Below are 15,644 nucleotides of genomic sequence, written 5' to 3' on the forward strand. Positions count from 1 at the left end.
AACCCCACCTCAATCGGTTCGCGATATAACGAGTCTGTTGAAGCGGCCGTGCCACAGCAAGGTGCGGGACGTAAACGTTGGGTAAAACCTGTGCAACACCGCCACCGGGTAAGCACCGCCACGAGGGTGGGCCCGCGCGCCGGCTGGAGCCGCCCGCGCCTTTGCCGGATGACTTATTTCGACATGGAAATGCCGCCGGGTGATGACCGGTCCGTAACATTGGAGAATATTCGGTCCCAAGCTTGCCTGGTTAATTGAAAAGGACTATTTAGGTGCCACTCGAATCATTGCCCGTCCTGGACTTCTCCCGTTTGACCGCAGGCCCGGAGGAGGCCTCGCAGTTCCGGAACGAACTCCGCAACGCCATGCACGAGGTCGGGTTCCTCTACCTGTCCGGACACGGTGTTCCCCAGGAGCTTACAGATGCCATGCTCGACGTGTCGCGGCGCTTCTTCGAACTTCCCGACGAGCAAAAGCTCGCTGTCGAAAACGTTAACAGTCCGCAATTCCGCGGCTACACCCGGGTGGGCGGCGAGCTGACCGACGGCGCCGTTGACTGGCGCGAACAGATTGATATCGGCGTCGAGCGTGCGGCGCTCAAGCCGGGACCCGGCGTCGCCGACTACTGGCGCCTCGAGGGACCCAACCTCTGGCCGGACGCGCTCCCCGAAATGCGGGACATCGTCTCGGAATGGACCGAGAGGCTCAGCGCCATCTCACTGGCCCTCCTGCGTGCCCTGGCGGTTTCCCTCGGTGCGCCCGAAGATACCTTCGACGCCGCTTTTGCCGCCCGGGCCTTCCCCCTGCTCAAGATCGTGCGGTATCCGGGGGAGTCCGATCCGGAACCCAAGCAGGGGGTGGGCTCCCACCGCGACGGCGGAGTCTTGACGCTGCTGCTCGTGGAGCCCGGCAAGGGAGGACTGCAGGTGGAGTACCAGGGTCAATGGATCGACGCCCCGCAGGTCCCGGGGACATTCGTCGTAAATATTGGCGAGATGCTCGAACTGGCAACCAACGGATACCTTAAGGCGACGCTGCACCGCGTGATCTCACCCCTGCGCGGCACCGACCGCGTGTCCCTGCCTTTCTTTTTCAATCCGGCGTTGGACGCCACAATGCCTCAGCTCGCGGTGAATCCTGACTTCCAGGCCCGAGCCCGCGGCCTCTCGGTTGATCCTACGAACAGCCCAATCCTGGAAACGTACGGAGACAACGCCTTGCGCTACCGGCTGCGTGCCCACCCCAACGTCGCTGCAGTACACCACGCCGACCTCCAGCAGGGCTGACCAGCGCGGGTTGCAGTCAGCGTCCGGAGCCCGGGTGTCATTTCCAGCGGAGGGGCCGGGGTGCCGAGGTACGCCAGGTCCGGAAGAACCGTTTGCGAGATTCATCGCCGGTCTGTTGTTCCAGGGCGTGCAGCCGCCCGTAGGTGAAGGCGTTGGCGCCAGGGTTGTCGGTGGCCAGCCGGCGCAGAAGGTCCCGGGTGACGACGCTGTCATGGTGCTCGCCTAAAATCTCTTGAATCTCCTCGGCGGCCCGGGCCAGGGCTGTTGCCCGCTTGCCGAATACAGGTGCCGACGCTTCCGCGGCGTAGCGCAGGCGCTTGGCCCGCTTACGGACATCGTGCAGTTCGAGATCCAGGGCCTGATCCACGGTATCGAGGTCGAGGGCAGCGACCTGCTTCTTGAGCTTTTTACGTTCCTTCGAGAGCAGACGGCCTACCGTCGGCAGGGCTTCCCCGCCGGCGGTCTCCGTCAGCGGCGGGTTGGCCAGGAAGTCATCCAGCGCATCGAGCAAGCGGAAGTAGCGTGCACTGTTCATCGCTGTGCTGGCCTTGGCCCGCGCGCTCTTCGCCACCACCCCGAGGTGATCTTCGATCTGCTGCGTCACCTGCCCCATCACCAGCTCCGCCGGTTCGGCGCCGACCAGTTCCATCAGCCGCGAGGAGATCACCTCATTGTCGCGGGACTCACCCACGGTGCTGGCGAGCCACTGGAGATCCGAACGCAGCGAGCGGGCAGCGGACCCGTCGGCAAACTTCTGGAAAGTAGCCAGTGCGGAACGGATCCGCCGTGCTGCCACCCGCAGCTGGTGAACGGCGTCCACCGCGGCCGTCCGGACTCCGGGGTCATGTTTCTTCAGTGCCTCAACCTGCTGATGCAGGTAGGACAAGAGGACTGCCGAGGCAGGCCCCCGGGGATCCGGATCAGGGACCGCCGTCCGATCGGGGGGATACATTCCGCCCAGGCTACGGGCGAGTTTTGACGGAAATGCCGAGGGTTCGTGCCGGCCCGTTGCGGCCACCAGCGCGTCGGCGGACTTGAGCAACCCCTTGGGACCGTCATTGAGTTCGAGTTCCCATTCCCGCCAAGTGGCGTGGGCCGGGGGCTCCAGCAGGTTGAGGGAGTCCACGCGATCATCGCTGAATTCCGCCAATGTTCTGCCGTCGGCCGCAAAGAGGCGCCGGACAGTTCGCCGGGTCTTTAGCCGGGCCACGGGAATCAGGTCATGGTCTCTCGTGTGGACCCGCACTAGCTGCAGAAGACGCCGGGGCACTGACTCCGGCTTCTTGCCGAGGGGCGCCGAGATCTCCCGCCGCTCACCTGCGGCCACAGGGAGTTTTAAATGCCATCCGGCATCGTGGCCCCCGGTCCGCCGGCGCAGGGTGATCCGGCGGGAAGCCAGCGCCAGCCCCGCGGTATCAAAGTAGACGGCCTCAAGGGACTCCTCCTCCGGCGGACCAACGCGGTCCACTCCCGCCAGCGCGTCCAGGGCCGGCAGTTCGTCGTCTTCTGCAGCCTCGTATTTTCGTTCCACCTCGAGTGTCTCGGAGCTTGCCATGTCTTAGCATAGGCCCGTCAGATACGGTTTCGCGGGAGTCGAAGGACACGCGCGCGCATCCTCACGGACGCGACGCGCACGGTTTGTAGGCACAATGGAGGCGTGACTTCTCCGGCCGTGCCACCGACCTCTGCTTTCGTGCCCTTCGACCTGTCGGTCATTGGGTCCGGCCTCGTATTCGCGCAGTCGCTCGGCGAGCTGGCTGACGTGTTGCGTGCCGGAGGTTCCGGTGCCACCGCCGTGGTGCAAGCGCCCCCGGGTACGGGTAAAACAACGCTTGTGCCGCCGTTGCTTGCCAACCTCGCGCTAGCCAAGGAGCGGCAGGACGGACCTGGCACCATGCCGCGCATCATAGTCACCCAGCCCCGCCGGGTGGCCGCGCGTTCGGCTGCGCGGCGCCTTGCCACGCTTGACGGTTCCCGGGTGGGGGACCGGGTGGGGTATACGGTCCGCGGCGAACGGCAGACCGGTCCGGGCACCCTGATCGAATTCGTCACCCCCGGCATCCTGCTCAACCGCCTGCTCGCGGACCCGGGACTGGACAACGCCAGCGCCGTTGTGCTGGACGAGGTGCACGAACGCGGTCTTGAAACCGATCTGCTCCTTGGCTTGCTCACCGAGGTGCGTCAGCTTCGCGGTGACCTTGTCCTTGTCGCGATGTCGGCCACCCTGGACGCACCCCGCTTCGCTGCTCTCATCGGAACAGGTGACAGCACCGGAGACGAGGGCGGCTCGGCGCCCGTCGTCGATTGCCCGTCCGCGCTTTATCCGCTGGAGGTGGACTGGGTGCCCCCTGCTGTGCCCCGGCTGGATGAACGGGGGGTAACGCGTGCCTTCCTGGACCATGTGGCGGACACCGCTGCGGCGTGCCATGCCCAGGCACTCGCCGCAAGCCGCGATATCGATGCCCTGGTGTTCGTCCCGGGGGCACGGGAAGTGTCCTATGTGGCCGGCCGGCTGCGCGGCCGGACCCGCGCGGAAGTCCTGGAGCTGCACGGGCAGGTCGGTCCTGCCGAGCAGGACCGGGCAGTCTCCGGTCGCAAATCCGGCGGCGGCCCGCGGATCATCGTATCGACGTCGCTCGCCGAATCCTCCTTGACCGTGCCGGGGGTCCGGCTGGTCATCGACTCCGGGCTCTCCCGGGAGCCCCGGCGGGACGCGGGCCGGGGCATGACAGGGCTGGTCAACGTCTCCTGTTCCCGGGCATCCGCCGACCAACGTGCCGGACGCGCGGCCCGGCAGGGGCCCGGGCGGGTGGTGCGCTGCTACGACCAGAAGACCTTCGGCGCGGCCCCGGCCCATCAGACACCGGAGATCGCCGTCGCCGATCTCACCGGGGCGGCCCTGGTTCTCGCCTGCTGGGGATCTCCCGCCGGGCGGGGCCTGGCGCTGCCCGACGCGCCGCCACAGGCCGCCCTGGACGACGCTGTTGAAGTGCTGCGCGAACTCGGCGCGGTGGGCCGGGACGGTCACGCGACCGATCTTGGCAAGGCGCTGGCGAGGGTTCCGGCCGATCCACGACTGGCCAGGGCCCTTTTGGACGGGTCCGCCGCCGTTGGCCACCGAACGGCTGCGGAAGCTGTCGCCGTGGTCGCCGGGGACCAGCGGGCTCCCGGCGCGGACCTCCCGCGTCTTCTTGCCGCGCTCCGTTCGGGGAATGATCCAGCATCCCGGCGCTGGGCGGAGGACGTCCAGCGGATGGAGGCAATCGCACGCAAGGAGGGGGCCGGGGTGACCTCGCCGCCCATGCCGCGGGTGGACAGCGCGGCGGAGTCCGTCGGCGTCGTCGTGGCCCTCGCCTTCCCCGACCGCGTCTCGCGCCGGGTTGCCGGCGAGGGCCCGGAGCGGTACCTGCTCTCCTCCGGAACGGGCGCCGGCCTGCCGGCGGGAAGCTCGCTGTCCGGCCACGAATGGCTCGCTGTGGCCGAGGTTTCCCGGGCACAGGGGCGCGACGCGGCCGGCACGGGCGCCGTCATCCGGTCCGCAGCACCGATGAGTGCAGCCACCGCGGAAGCTGCCGCCCGGCACCTGATCACCGACACCGTAACGGCGCGGTTCAGCCAGGGCCGGGTCACCGCCCGGAAGGAACGCAGACTGGGTGCGATCGTCTTATCTTCAACTCCGGTGCGTCCCACGGCCGCGGAGGGACGCAGGGCGGTGGCCCAGGCGCTGGAAACGGACGGGCTGGGAACCCTCGCATGGTCGACGGCGGCGGATGCGTTGCGCCGGCGTCTTGCCCTCCTGTACCGGGAGCTTGGGGACCCCTGGCCCGACGTGTCCGAGCCGGCGTTGCTGGCCCGGCTCGACGAGTGGCTGACACCGGAGCTTGAGGCGCTCGCCGGGGGCGCTGCCGTGAGCGGGATCGACCTGGCAGATCCGCTCCGTCGCCTGCTGCCCTGGCCCGACGCCGCCCGGCTGGCGGAGCTGGTTCCGGAACGGCTGGAGGTGCCGAGCGGTTCCCGGGTCAGAATTGACTACCCCGGGGTGGGCGACGACGATGGCCGCCCGGTGGTGGCAGTGAAACTGCAGGAGTGTTTCGGCTGGGACCGGACTCCGCGTCTTGTGGCGGGCAGGGTTCCTGTGCTCTTTCACTTGCTCTCACCCGCCCGACGGCCTTTGGCTGTGACAGATGACCTCGCTTCGTTCTGGTCGGGCCCCTACGCACAGGTCCGTGCCGAGATGCGGGGGCGGTATCCGCGGCACCCCTGGCCGGAGGATCCTTGGACTGCGCCGGCGACCGCGCGTACCAAGAACAGGAGCTGACGCCGGCCGGCTGTTACGTAATTGTGACGCCGTTCACGGTGGTTCGGTATTCTGGAAGCGGTCAAGCAAGCGGCCAAACATGCTTCAAAGGGATTTTTCACTATGACCAGCAAGCTCGGCATTACCGTTGCTTTAGATCTCAGTTCCGAATCTGCACGCATAGCACCGGAGGGCCGGCTCACTGTCGGCAACGCCCCGAGCCTCATCGCCGTTGGCCGCCGGGCCAGCTCATTCGGGCACGGACTTGAAACGATCATGGACCTGCGGAAGCTGTCCGCCGCCGACCCGGAAGCCGTGGCCATGATCCGCGACTCTGGATGGCACGGAAGCCACCTTCTGTGCGGCCGCGCCGGCGGCTGGGACCGCGCAGCATGAGGCCCGACCCGGCCGCCGCCTACGGTCCGCACACCCGGACAGCAGGCGCAGAGTTGATGTTCGATTCCTTCCGGCGCTGGCCCCTGGTTCCCTCCGCGCAATTGGTGCGGCTCCGCTCGGCACTGCTGCAGTGCGTCGAGTTGGCCTCCCCGGGCAACGGCAGGGACCTCTCGGAGCCTGCCGGAAAGCTGCTGCAGCTCGTCAGCGACGAGTTGGACCGGCGGTCCGGCCCGTCCTTCCCGCCGGCAGCGGCGCCGCTGCGAGCCCGGCACGCACGGCGGCCGGTCGGGCGGGCAGCCGTCGGGCGCGCCCACGCAGGCGGAATGCCCGCCGTTTCACCATCATCTGCCCGGTAACGGTCCTGTGCCGCCAACGCCGGCACGGTCCGGCGTCAATGGCGGTGGATGCGCCCACGCTCTTCAGTTCCGCGGCTGTTGGGGGGGTAGGTTGTCACCATGCCCAAGGAAGTAGCCTCCATCACTGTCAACAGCGCCGGCGGCGACCGTGAACTGCGGATCTCGAGTCCCGGCAGGGTTCTGTGGCCCCAGCTCGGTCTCACCAAGCTGGACCTCGCCCGGTACATCGTCGACGTCGGGGACGCCTTCCTGACGGCGAACGGCGGCCGCCCTGTGACGCTTCAGCGGTTCGGGGACACGGTGGACGGCGATCAGTTCTTCTCCAAGAACCCGCCACGGGGCGCGCCGGACTTTGTGCGCTCGGTGATGGTGGTCTACCCCAGCGCACGCTCGCACCCCCAGCTGGTGATCGATGAGGTGGCCGCCGCCGTGTGGGCCGTGCAGATGAACACGGTGGTCTTCCATCCGTGGGCGTCCAGGGCCGGCAACCCTGACAACCCTGACCAGCTCCGGATCGACCTCGATCCACAGCCGGGCACCGGGTTCGAGGACGCAATTCCGGCTGCGCAGGAACTGCGCTCCGTGCTGTCCGAGGCCGGACTGGACTCATTCATTAAGACTTCCGGCAACCGGGGACTCCACGTGTTCGCACCCGTCGAGCCCAGCCATGAGTTCCTCGATGTGCGGCACGCCGTGATCGCCGCCGCCCGGGAACTGGAACGGCGGATGCCCGAAAAAGTCACTACTGCGTGGTGGAAGGAGGAGCGGGGCACCCGTATTTTCGTTGACTTCAATCAGGCGAACCGTGACCGCACCATGGCCGGGGCGTACAGCCCGCGCGCCCTATCCGGGGCCACTGTGTCCTGTCCTATCGGCTGGGACGAACTGGAGCACATCAGCGCCCAGGATTTCACTATCACCACGGTGCCGGAGCGGCTCAAGAAGACCGGAGACCCCTGGGCGGACATGCACGCGACGCCGGGCACCATCGATGGTCTCCTGAAGTGGTGGGAGCGTGACCTCGCCGCCGGGCTGGGGGAACTGCCCTTCCCGCCGGACTTCCCGAAGATGCCGGGCGAACCGATGCGGGTGCAGCCCAGCAGGGCCAGGAGCAAGGATTAGCCGGACCCGGGGCCCGAGGCCCGGCAGCATCCGGCGCCGCACTCCCCGACGGGTGCCGCAGTGTGCGGAGCGTCCCGCATCAGCACCTGGCCCCGCCGAGCCATCAGGGCCATCCGGCTCCTGTCCACCCGGGGAGTGCCGAAATAGATTGGAATTTCGGAGAAAGCGCATGACGTCGCAGCAGAGAAGAGGCCAGAATCATGACGAAACGGACCGGGGTGGCGACGCGGCTTGCTGAGGTGCTGGCTATCGTCCTGGGAACGGAAGACATCCCGCTGCGGCTGAGGGCCTGGGACGGTTCCGAGGCGGGTCCGGCCGGCGCGCCGGTCCTCGAGTTCCGGTCCCGGCGAGCGCTGCGCCGGATGCTGTGGTCGCCCGGGCAGCTTGGCCTCAGCCGCGCCTATGTCGCCGGGGACGTCGACGCGCCCGGCGACGTCTTCGCCAGTTTCTCTGCCCTGAGCGCCACCGGAAAATTCGCCGAACCGGGACCATTCCGCCGCCCCACAGTGCGCGATATCGGGACAATACTCAAGAACGCCGCCCTGATCGGCGCCCTGGGCCCGAACCCTGCTCCGCCGCCGGAGGAAGCCCGGATTGTCCGTGCTGGCCGGCAGCACACCCGCAGTCGCGATGCTGCCGCCATCTCCCATCACTACGACGTCGGCAATGACTTCTATGCACTCGTCCTGGGCCCGTCCCTGGTCTACTCCTGCGCAGTGTGGGAGGCGGAAGGCACCGGATTGGAGGTGGCTCAGGACGCCAAGCTCAGCCTGGTCTGCCGCAAACTGGGACTACAGCCTGGCATGCGGGTACTGGACGTCGGCTGCGGCTGGGGGAGTTTCGCGCTGCACGCGGCCCAAAACTACGGCGTCGACGTGGTGGGGGTGACTCTTTCGGCCGAACAGGCCGCCATGGCGGGGAAACGGGTTGCGGAGGCCGGCTTGACCGACCGGGTAACCATCCGGGTCCAGGACTACCGCGACATCGAGGACGGGCCCTTTGACGCAATCAGCTCGATCGGCATGTCAGAGCATGTGGGCAGGGAGCAAACGCCCGCCTACGTCGCCACGCTGCACGGTCTGCTCCGGCCGGGCGGCCGCCTGCTGAACCACGCCATCTCCTGGAACGCGGGACAAACTGCCCCTGATCCGGACTCATTCATCCCGCGCTACGTCTTCCCCGACGGTGAGATGCTCCCCCTGGCGGACATGGTAGGTGCCCTCGAATCCGGCGGACTGGAGGTTCTCGACGTTGAAGCCCTGCGGCGGCACTACGCATTGACCCTCCGGGCCTGGGTGCACAACCTCGAGGATCACTGGGGTGATGCAGTGCAGCTGGCAGGGGAAGGCCGCGCCCGGGTGTGGCGGCTGTACATGGCAGCCAGTGCTCTGGGCTTCGAAGCCGGAATCACCGGCGTCAACCAGATTCTGGTGCAGCGCCCCGGTGGCGCGGAGCCACCCCTGCGTCGGACAGCCTGGCTCTGAAATCCGGGCGGCGGCCCGGTGGCGCCTCAACGGGGACCGCGGGCTGAGATGAAGGCTGCCGCGGACCCAGCCAACGATGCGCCGACATCGTCCGCATTGCGCTTGGACCGCGCGACGTCGAAAGTGTGGTTGCCGCCGGCGAGCCACTCCAGCGTCGCTGTCGGACCGATCCAGGCCACCACGGCTTCCAGCAGTTCGGGTGTGGCAAACGGATCGCGGGTGCCCTGCAGGAAGAGCATCGGCAGAGTCAGACCGTACAGGTGTTCGTCCCGCAGCTTCTCCGGCTTGCCCGGCGGGTGAAGTGGGTAACCAAGGTAGATGAGTCCGGCCGCAGGCATCCCTTCAGCAACAGCCATGGAGGCCATCCGGCCGCCGAAGGATTTCCCGGCGGCCCAGAGCGGCTCGCCCCCGGATCGGGCCGCGGCCTCGGCCATGGCCGCGCGCCAGGCAGCGATGGCTGCGGGAGGCCGGTCCGGGAACTTCCGGCCCGTCTCCCGGTAGGGGAAGTTAAAGCGCAGCGTGGCGATGGCCAGGCGGTTCATGGCGCGCGTGAATCCGGTGAGGAACGGGTGCTCCATGCCGGCCCCGGCGCCGTGGGCGACCACCACGGTGGCGGAGGGCTGGGCAGGGCGGGCGTAGATGCCCGAAACGCAGGTGCCTCCCGCAGCGAAAGTGACCGGCAACTCGTTGAGTGTCATACCTCCATCATGAGGCGCGCGGGCACGCTGGTGCGTTGGTCGCTAGGCTGTCCTCATGAGTAATACCGAGGTGGCTCCGCAGGAGATACTTTGCGCGTCGGACGGCAGCCGTGCCGGGGTCGAAGTCCTGGTTCCCCGCCAGGTTCCGCTCGGCGGCCCGCGTGCCATGGACGTCCGGCGGACGCTGCCCCAGCGCCAACGCAGCCTCATCGGGGCCTGGTGCTTCCTGGACCATTACGGCCCGGACCGGGTCGGCGAGTCGGGGGGCATGCGCGTTCCGCGCCACCCACACACGGGGCTGCAAACGGTGAGCTGGCTGTTTACCGGCGGGATTGAGCACCGGGACTCGGCCGGTTTCCACGCTGCGGTGCGGCCCGGCGAGGTCAACCTGATGACGGCCGGCCGCGGAATCAGTCACTCAGAGTTTTCCACGCCCGCCACCGATGTCCTGCATGGTGCGCAGTTGTGGGTGGCACTGCCGGAGGGGGCACGCCGGATGGCACCAACGTTTGAGCATTACCAGCCCGAGCCGTTGGCGGGACCCGGTTGGAGCATGCGAGTCTTTCTGGGATCCCTCGCCGGTGCAGTGTCTCCCGTCACGACCCACACGCCCCTGCTTGGAGCGGAAATCATCGTGTCAGCAGGATCCTCGCTGAGCCTGGACACGGACCCCTCCTTTGAGCACGGTGTGCTCGTGGACACCGGGACCCTCACGGTGGAGGGCCACCCGGTCGCCCGGGACCACCTTGCCTACCTGCCCGTCGGGCGCACCGCCTTGACCCTAGCGGCCGGTGATGAAGCCCTGCGTGTGTTGCTGATCGGCGGGGCACCCCTGGGCGAACCGATCGTGATGTGGTGGAATTTCGTAGGGCGCAGCCACGAAGAAATCGTGGAGTTCCGGTCCATATGGCAGGCGGAAATTGGCGCCGGGGTAGCGCCCGCCGGCGCCGAAACGGAAACCACGTCCCGGTTCGGCCCGTTTCCCGCAGGAGAACCCGCACCGCTTCCAGCCCCGGCGCTCCCCAACGCCAGGCTCCGGCCCCGGGCCTGACCCCTTTTGCCGATCCGATCGTTGCCGCCCCCAGGAGACGAATAGATGCCCAGCTCACCTACGATCCGCCACAACCCCGGCCGGCTGCGTTTTGAACTGCTGGACGGGGAAACGGTCACCGGCAAGGCGGCCTATATCGACGACGGCGGCGGGCACCGGATTTTTTACCACACAGTTGTGGACGAGGAATTCCGGGGCCGGGGGCTCGCCGGCCGGCTCGCGGCACAGGCGCTTGAGGACACCGTCGCTGCCGGCTTGAAGGTCGTCCCGGTTTGTCCGTACATCAAAAAGTACCTCCAAGGTCACCCCCGGTACGCGGCGAGCGTCCAGGTCCCCACCCCGGCACTGCTCCGAGTTCTCGACGGCGTGTTGCCGCAGCGCGGCCGGCGCTGAAGCCGGGCCCGGGTTCCTTCCCCGGGACTGGCCGAAGGGCGACTCTTAGCTCATGCAGTCAGCGCAATACGAGTGGCCGGCTTTCTCACGGGCGAGCTGCGAGCGGTGTCGGACGAGAAAACATGAGTAGCACATAAACTCGTCGTCCTTCTGCGGGATAACGGTTACCGTTAGTTCCTCGCCGGACAGGTCGGCTCCGGGCAGTTCCACACCCTCCGAAGTGTCGGCTTCGTCGAGCTCACGGGTGACGCTGCGGGCGTCCGGCGCGTTCGCGGACCGCAGGGCTTCCAGTGAGGCGTTGCGTGATTCCGCAACGTCGGATCGGACTTCGTCATAATCGGTTGCCACCTGGTTGATTCTCGATTCCGTTTTGTTATGGGTTTACCGGACTTGAACCGTACAGTACTTACCCGTTAATTCGCTGGGTGCAGGGGGACTGCGGACAGTGACTCTGCTAACACCGTCAGATGGTGGCTGCGGCCGGGATCTGTTGGCTGATTGTCGCCCCGAATTCATGTGCCGTTCACAGCTCGGTCCTAGGCTGGTGCTTCACAGACCATCCGCCAGAAGGGATCCGTGATGGCAGATATAGCAGCAGTGCTCGGCAGGCTCACGCCGGAGGAAGTTGACCACATCCGTTCTCTCGGGCCCGCGGGGCACCTGCCGAGACAGCTCACGGATGCCTTTGACCGCGCAGCTGGCGGTCCGGGGGCGGGTCGCGGATACTACGTGGCCAGCGGCAGCGTCAGCGCCACGGGTGGGCCGCACTTTGTGTTGCGCAGCGACGTCTCTGGCTGGTTTTTTGGGCCCGCGGCCTACGGGTCACAGCCCCGCTAAGACGGTGAGGCAAGCCCGCGGTCGCCGCGCCGGCCCCTGCCGGGTTCCTAGCCCGCGACCCGGATGAAGAGCGGGTCCATCGGCTGTCCGGCAGCATATTGGCCGTCGAAAAGCTCGGATCCTTCCGGGGAAACGACGACGTCGACGTTGTCCCACACCCAGGACCCGGCGTCGACTCGCGGAACGGAAGGGGCGAGAAACCCCACGGTGGCCCGGTCGTGGCGGCCGCCGCCACCGGTGCTGATCGAGAGCACTCCGCTGCCGCCGGTGAATGTGATCCAGGGGTCCAGAAGACGCACCAGCAACATGCCGTGGTGGCCGGCGAGCCGAACGTCGCCGCGGAAGCGCAGTACGCCGGCGCCCCGAGCAAAATCGTAGTCTGAAGCTTCGGGACTGAAGGAGAACAAGGAACAGTCCGAGACGGTGGCCCCGTCGGTCGCGGAAACTGAACCGTCCGGCAAACTGGTGATGTAGTCGACGAAGCTGCGCTTGATGCCCCAGCTCAGGCCCAGCGCGGGCTGCGGATCGGGTGAGGCGGACGCTGGGTTCACGTAGGTTCTCCTGAGGGTGAAAAGTTGGTCTCCTCCGAGCCTAGCGGCGCATGGCTTCCAGGATGAACTGCAGCCAGGCCGCCGTGACATCCGGCGTAGTCCGCCGGGGCAGCAGGGGCGCCCGACCCTGGCGGGCGATGCCTGGCCCCTGATGGTGAAGAGGCCGCCCGCCACGCTGGGCCGCGACAGAGGCAATGTGTCGAAGCAAGGGGAATGGATACTTGCCCGGCTGCCCGGTTACGCAGAATGGTGCCCTCAGGTACTTGGCGCCCTTACGAGGTGTACCTGAGTTTCGGGACGGCAAAGGATCGGGTAGTTGCATTCCTTGTTGTGCATTGTCCTGCATGCAACCGTTTGTCTAGAGGGCGGATAGAAATGCATCTGGATATATCCCGCAATTCTTTTTCAGCTCTTCGACAATCGATTAAGAGATACCGGAAGGAGGTAAAGGTGAAGACTCCGGGCATTTCCACACCGACAATCTCCGTTCAACTTTTTGGAACATTCGAAATCCGGCGCGATGGCGCGGTGCTCCGGGCCGCCGACCTGGGTGGCTGCAAGCCGCGGCATATTCTGGAAATCCTGCTCCTGAACCTCGGTACACCTGTTTCCAAGACGCGCCTGGTGGAGATCCTATGGGGGTCCCGGGCCAGTGCGGGGGCGGTGGCCACTCTTGAGAGCTACGTCAGTGGCCTGCGTCGCGTGATCCAGCCCGGCAACACGAAATGCGGCCCCCTCCGCACCGCCAACGCCGGCTACGTCCTCGATCCCCAGCTGGTGGAGCTGGACCTGTCTGAATTCCAGGACCTGGTCCTCGTGGCCCGGCGCTCCCCGCCGGCGGAGGCCCACGAGCTCTCGATGCGGGCGCTGGAACTGGCGGCAGAGCCGTTGCTGGGTTTTGAACTCGTGGCTGACTGGGCGGAGGAAGCCCGGACCCGGCACGCCGCAGAGAAGGTCGCCACACAGATTCTCGCCGCTGAGACGGCGGCGTTCCTGAACAAATCCGAGCTCGCCATTTCGTTGGCGCAAACGGCGGTCCGGTCCGAGCCACTCAACGAACGGGCGTGGACGGTTCTCGTTGCGGGCTACGAGCAGGCGGGGCTGCCGGTCGAGGGACTGTCCGCATACGAACGCTGCCGCCGGTTGTTTGACCGGGACATGGGTTGCGCTCCCGGGCCTGCGCTGCAGGCGGCGTACTTGCGGCTTTTGCGGCAGCGCGCCGACGGAAACACGGATCTCTCGGAAGTCCTGGCAGCTCTGCTGTATCTCGCCGAACGGTTGCACGGACCCAAGCGCGGCCTGCTCGCCGCGGAGGAGTCCCGGCGCAGGCAGGAGAACGCCGGTCGAGTTGTGGACTCCTTCCTGCGCCAGGCGCTGGCCGTCGCCATCTGAAGTCCGGCCGTGCCGCCCCGGCCCGCGTCCTGGATCATCTAGGCGGCTTTGACGACCGGAAGCTCGGCCCAGTGGGTGGTGTAGCGGGGGGACAGCATGTCCCGTCTCATGCTCCAGTCCGGTCCGCCGCGGATTCCGGCGTGTCCCAGGCCAATCGCCTCGCGTCCATACTTTTTGCTGACCTCTTCAAGGAGGGACCCTATGCCGCGTTCCTCGTGCAAGTTCTCAAAGACTGCCAGAGGCGGCTGATTGCCCGTCGGCCGGAGGTCGGTAACCATGAGACCGGCACACACGTACTTGACGCCCTCATTAATCCGGGGGAGCAGGGCGAAGGCAGCCCGTGCCAGAACGACCGGGTCAGCGGTGGGCATTGGCAGCGGCACGCACACGGACGGGTGCGCACTGTGCTGCTGGTTGAAGGGGGACGTGCCCGCGAACGCCGTCAGAACCTTGGCCTGCAGCCTGTGCCGCGCCAGCCGCGCACTAGCCTGCTGGGCATAGATGCCGAGGACTTGGCGCAGCCCGGCCGCGGTGGTGATGGGAGCGGCGAAGGACCGGCTGAAGATCAGTTGGTCACGTCCGATCCGTTGCTCTTCCAGCGGAATGCACGCAGTTCCCTGGAGCTCAAGCACAGTCCGCATCAGCACCACGGAGAATCGGTCCCTGATCCTGACCGGGTCTGCGCGCGCAAGGTCCAGTACCGAGTGAATTCCCGTGCTGTTGAGTCTCTTGGTCAACCGGGACGCAACGCCCCAGAGTTCAATCACGGACAGTCCGGCCATGAGGTTGTTCCGCTGGGCAACCGGGACAGCATCCCAGTGGCAGACGCCGTCGAACGCTGGATTATTCTTGGCCCACTTGTTGGCCAGTTTTGCGAGGGTCTCCGTGCCGGCGATGCCCACGCAGACGGGGACGCCGACGTTGCGGCGCACCGCCGTTTTCATGCTGTGGCCGACCCGCAACAGCTCGTCCGGGGCGCCGCTGACGCCCAGGAACGCCTCGTCGATGCTGTATACCTCCAGCCAGGCGGAGTATCGGCCAAGGAGTTCCATGACCCGGGCGCTGATGTCACCGTAAAGCTCGTAGTTGCTGGAACGCGCCACCAGTCCCCATTCCCTTGCCCGCGGCGCGAGCTTAAACCAGGGTTCCCCGAGGGGAATTCCGAGTGCCTTGGCCTCCGGCGACCGGGTGACAGCGCATCCGTCCTTGTTGGAGAGCACCACCAGGGGACGGCCCTCCAAGGACGGGTCGAAGGCTCGTTCGGCGCTGGCGTAGAAGCAGTTCACGTCGACAAGGGCAATGCTTCCCCGTCCCGGTCCGGTCCTGTGCGGGTAAGGCATGCTTTTCATTGCTCGTTCCTCTTCCGGGTGTGCGCTCGCGGCCATACCACCGTGCGAGCGCACGAGTCGGGATTCCTGCGACCATGACACACCCTCTATCGAATCCATGTTCGATAGTCCAAGGTAGGGTGCGGCGGTGACAACGTCTTTGCCTTTGGTACGGCGGTTCGGCGGTACTCGGACGTCGAGCAGGGTCCGACCACATGATGAGGGGCCTTCCCACCGAATTGGTCATTCCAAGGCGCCGTTTCGAGGACCCTCTAAGAGCCGGCGGGCGTCCGGCATCTCTTCTGCAGCTTCAGGCCGCCAATCCCGTGCCACAATCTGGCGAAACCCGATCGACCGTTCAGACCCTATTAACCTCGCGGACCTCGTCGGTCCGCAGCGTGCTGGTGGACCACGTCAACTGCGTCCTCACGAACCAGTACCGGCAAGAGCTCG

Annotated in this window: 14 protein-coding genes; 9 read left to right on the forward strand and 5 right to left on the reverse strand. The window is 66.8% G+C overall.

Going from position 1 to position 15,644, the window contains the following annotated elements; all coding sequences use genetic code 11:
- Positions 1-272 precede the first annotated feature (272 nt).
- Entirely contained in the window at positions 273-1,286 is a 1,014-nt protein-coding gene (locus tag RCH15_RS05685) for an isopenicillin N synthase family dioxygenase (RefSeq protein WP_326958913.1), read from the forward strand.
- A 37-nt stretch (positions 1,287-1,323) separates the two neighbouring features.
- Here the strand turns inward: RCH15_RS05685 and RCH15_RS05690 are convergent, their stop codons facing one another.
- Positions 1,324-2,841: a CYTH and CHAD domain-containing protein gene (locus tag RCH15_RS05690; protein ID WP_326958915.1), complete on the reverse strand. Its 1,518-nt coding sequence runs from the start codon at positions 2,839-2,841 to the stop codon at positions 1,324-1,326.
- A 102-nt stretch (positions 2,842-2,943) separates the two neighbouring features.
- On the opposite strand from RCH15_RS05690, the gene hrpB reads away from it, so the two are divergent.
- From hrpB to RCH15_RS05715, 5 genes are all read left to right on the forward strand, one after another.
- Positions 2,944-5,604 carry an ATP-dependent helicase HrpB gene (gene hrpB, locus RCH15_RS05695; protein WP_326958918.1) on the forward strand — a complete coding sequence of 887 codons (2,661 nt, stop codon included), beginning with the start codon at positions 2,944-2,946 and terminating at the stop codon, positions 5,602-5,604.
- A gap of 102 nt (positions 5,605-5,706) precedes the next feature.
- Complete coding sequence (locus RCH15_RS05700) at positions 5,707-5,979, forward strand: hypothetical protein (RefSeq protein WP_326958920.1); 273 nt, start codon at positions 5,707-5,709, stop codon at positions 5,977-5,979.
- Positions 5,976-6,335: a hypothetical protein gene (locus RCH15_RS05705; protein ID WP_326958922.1), complete on the forward strand. Its 360-nt coding sequence runs from the start codon at positions 5,976-5,978 to the stop codon at positions 6,333-6,335. Before RCH15_RS05700 ends, RCH15_RS05705 begins: the two co-directional genes overlap by 4 nt.
- 99 nt (positions 6,336-6,434) lie before the next feature.
- Positions 6,435-7,457 carry a non-homologous end-joining DNA ligase gene (gene ligD, locus RCH15_RS05710; protein WP_326958924.1) on the forward strand — a complete coding sequence of 341 codons (1,023 nt, stop codon included), beginning with the start codon at positions 6,435-6,437 and terminating at the stop codon, positions 7,455-7,457.
- Positions 7,458-7,657: 200 nt separating this feature from the next.
- Entirely contained in the window at positions 7,658-8,941 is a 1,284-nt protein-coding gene (locus RCH15_RS05715; protein ID WP_326958926.1) for a class I SAM-dependent methyltransferase, read from the forward strand.
- 26 nt (positions 8,942-8,967) lie between these two features.
- On the opposite strand, the gene RCH15_RS05720 is transcribed toward RCH15_RS05715, so the two are convergent.
- Positions 8,968-9,639, reverse strand: a complete 672-nt coding sequence (locus RCH15_RS05720) for an alpha/beta hydrolase family protein (RefSeq protein ID WP_326958928.1) — start codon at positions 9,637-9,639, stop codon at positions 8,968-8,970.
- Positions 9,640-9,694: 55 nt separating this feature from the next.
- On the opposite strand from RCH15_RS05720, the gene RCH15_RS05725 reads away from it, so the two are divergent.
- Positions 9,695-10,690 (forward strand): pirin family protein, encoded by a 996-nt coding sequence (locus tag RCH15_RS05725; protein WP_326958930.1) that lies wholly within the window; start codon positions 9,695-9,697, stop codon positions 10,688-10,690.
- Positions 10,691-10,735: 45 nt separating this feature from the next.
- On the forward strand, positions 10,736-11,083 hold the full coding sequence (locus RCH15_RS05730; RefSeq protein WP_326958932.1) for a GNAT family N-acetyltransferase: 348 nt from the start codon (positions 10,736-10,738) through the stop codon (positions 11,081-11,083).
- Between the two features lie 45 nt (positions 11,084-11,128).
- Here the strand turns inward: RCH15_RS05730 and RCH15_RS05735 are convergent, their stop codons facing one another.
- Both RCH15_RS05735 and RCH15_RS05740 read right to left on the reverse strand, forming a co-directional pair.
- On the reverse strand, positions 11,129-11,431 hold the full coding sequence (locus tag RCH15_RS05735; RefSeq protein WP_282379109.1) for a DUF4193 domain-containing protein: 303 nt from the start codon (positions 11,429-11,431) through the stop codon (positions 11,129-11,131).
- A 536-nt stretch (positions 11,432-11,967) separates the two neighbouring features.
- Positions 11,968-12,471 (reverse strand): HtaA domain-containing protein, encoded by a 504-nt coding sequence (locus RCH15_RS05740; RefSeq protein WP_326958937.1) that lies wholly within the window; start codon positions 12,469-12,471, stop codon positions 11,968-11,970.
- Between the two features lie 450 nt (positions 12,472-12,921).
- Between RCH15_RS05740 and RCH15_RS05745 the strand changes: the two genes are divergently transcribed.
- On the forward strand, positions 12,922-13,863 hold the full coding sequence (locus RCH15_RS05745; RefSeq protein ID WP_326958939.1) for an AfsR/SARP family transcriptional regulator: 942 nt from the start codon (positions 12,922-12,924) through the stop codon (positions 13,861-13,863).
- 38 nt (positions 13,864-13,901) lie between these two features.
- Here the strand turns inward: RCH15_RS05745 and RCH15_RS05750 are convergent, their stop codons facing one another.
- Positions 13,902-15,212, reverse strand: a complete 1,311-nt coding sequence (locus RCH15_RS05750; RefSeq protein WP_326958941.1) for a Y-family DNA polymerase — start codon at positions 15,210-15,212, stop codon at positions 13,902-13,904.
- Between the last annotated feature and the right edge of the window lie 432 nt (positions 15,213-15,644).

Source organism: Arthrobacter sp. MP_M4 (assembly GCF_035984855.1).
Lineage (GTDB): Bacteria > Actinomycetota > Actinomycetes > Actinomycetales > Micrococcaceae > Arthrobacter.

Excerpts from the sequence above, each read along its gene's own strand:
- RCH15_RS05690 (WP_326958915.1), bottom strand. The coding sequence starts at position 2,841 with ATGGCAAGCTCCGAGACACTCGAGGTGGAACGAAAATACGAGGCTGCA.
- RCH15_RS05700 (WP_326958920.1), top strand. The coding sequence starts at position 5,707 with ATGACCAGCAAGCTCGGCATTACCGTTGCTTTAGATCTCAGTTCCGAA.
- RCH15_RS05705 (WP_326958922.1), top strand. The coding sequence starts at position 5,976 with ATGAGGCCCGACCCGGCCGCCGCCTACGGTCCGCACACCCGGACAGCA.
- ligD (WP_326958924.1), top strand. The coding sequence starts at position 6,435 with ATGCCCAAGGAAGTAGCCTCCATCACTGTCAACAGCGCCGGCGGCGAC.
- RCH15_RS05715 (WP_326958926.1), top strand. The coding sequence starts at position 7,658 with ATGACGAAACGGACCGGGGTGGCGACGCGGCTTGCTGAGGTGCTGGCT.
- RCH15_RS05720 (WP_326958928.1), bottom strand. The coding sequence starts at position 9,639 with ATGACACTCAACGAGTTGCCGGTCACTTTCGCTGCGGGAGGCACCTGC.
- RCH15_RS05725 (WP_326958930.1), top strand. The coding sequence starts at position 9,695 with ATGAGTAATACCGAGGTGGCTCCGCAGGAGATACTTTGCGCGTCGGAC.
- RCH15_RS05730 (WP_326958932.1), top strand. The coding sequence starts at position 10,736 with ATGCCCAGCTCACCTACGATCCGCCACAACCCCGGCCGGCTGCGTTTT.
- RCH15_RS05750 (WP_326958941.1), bottom strand. The coding sequence starts at position 15,212 with ATGAAAAGCATGCCTTACCCGCACAGGACCGGACCGGGACGGGGAAGC.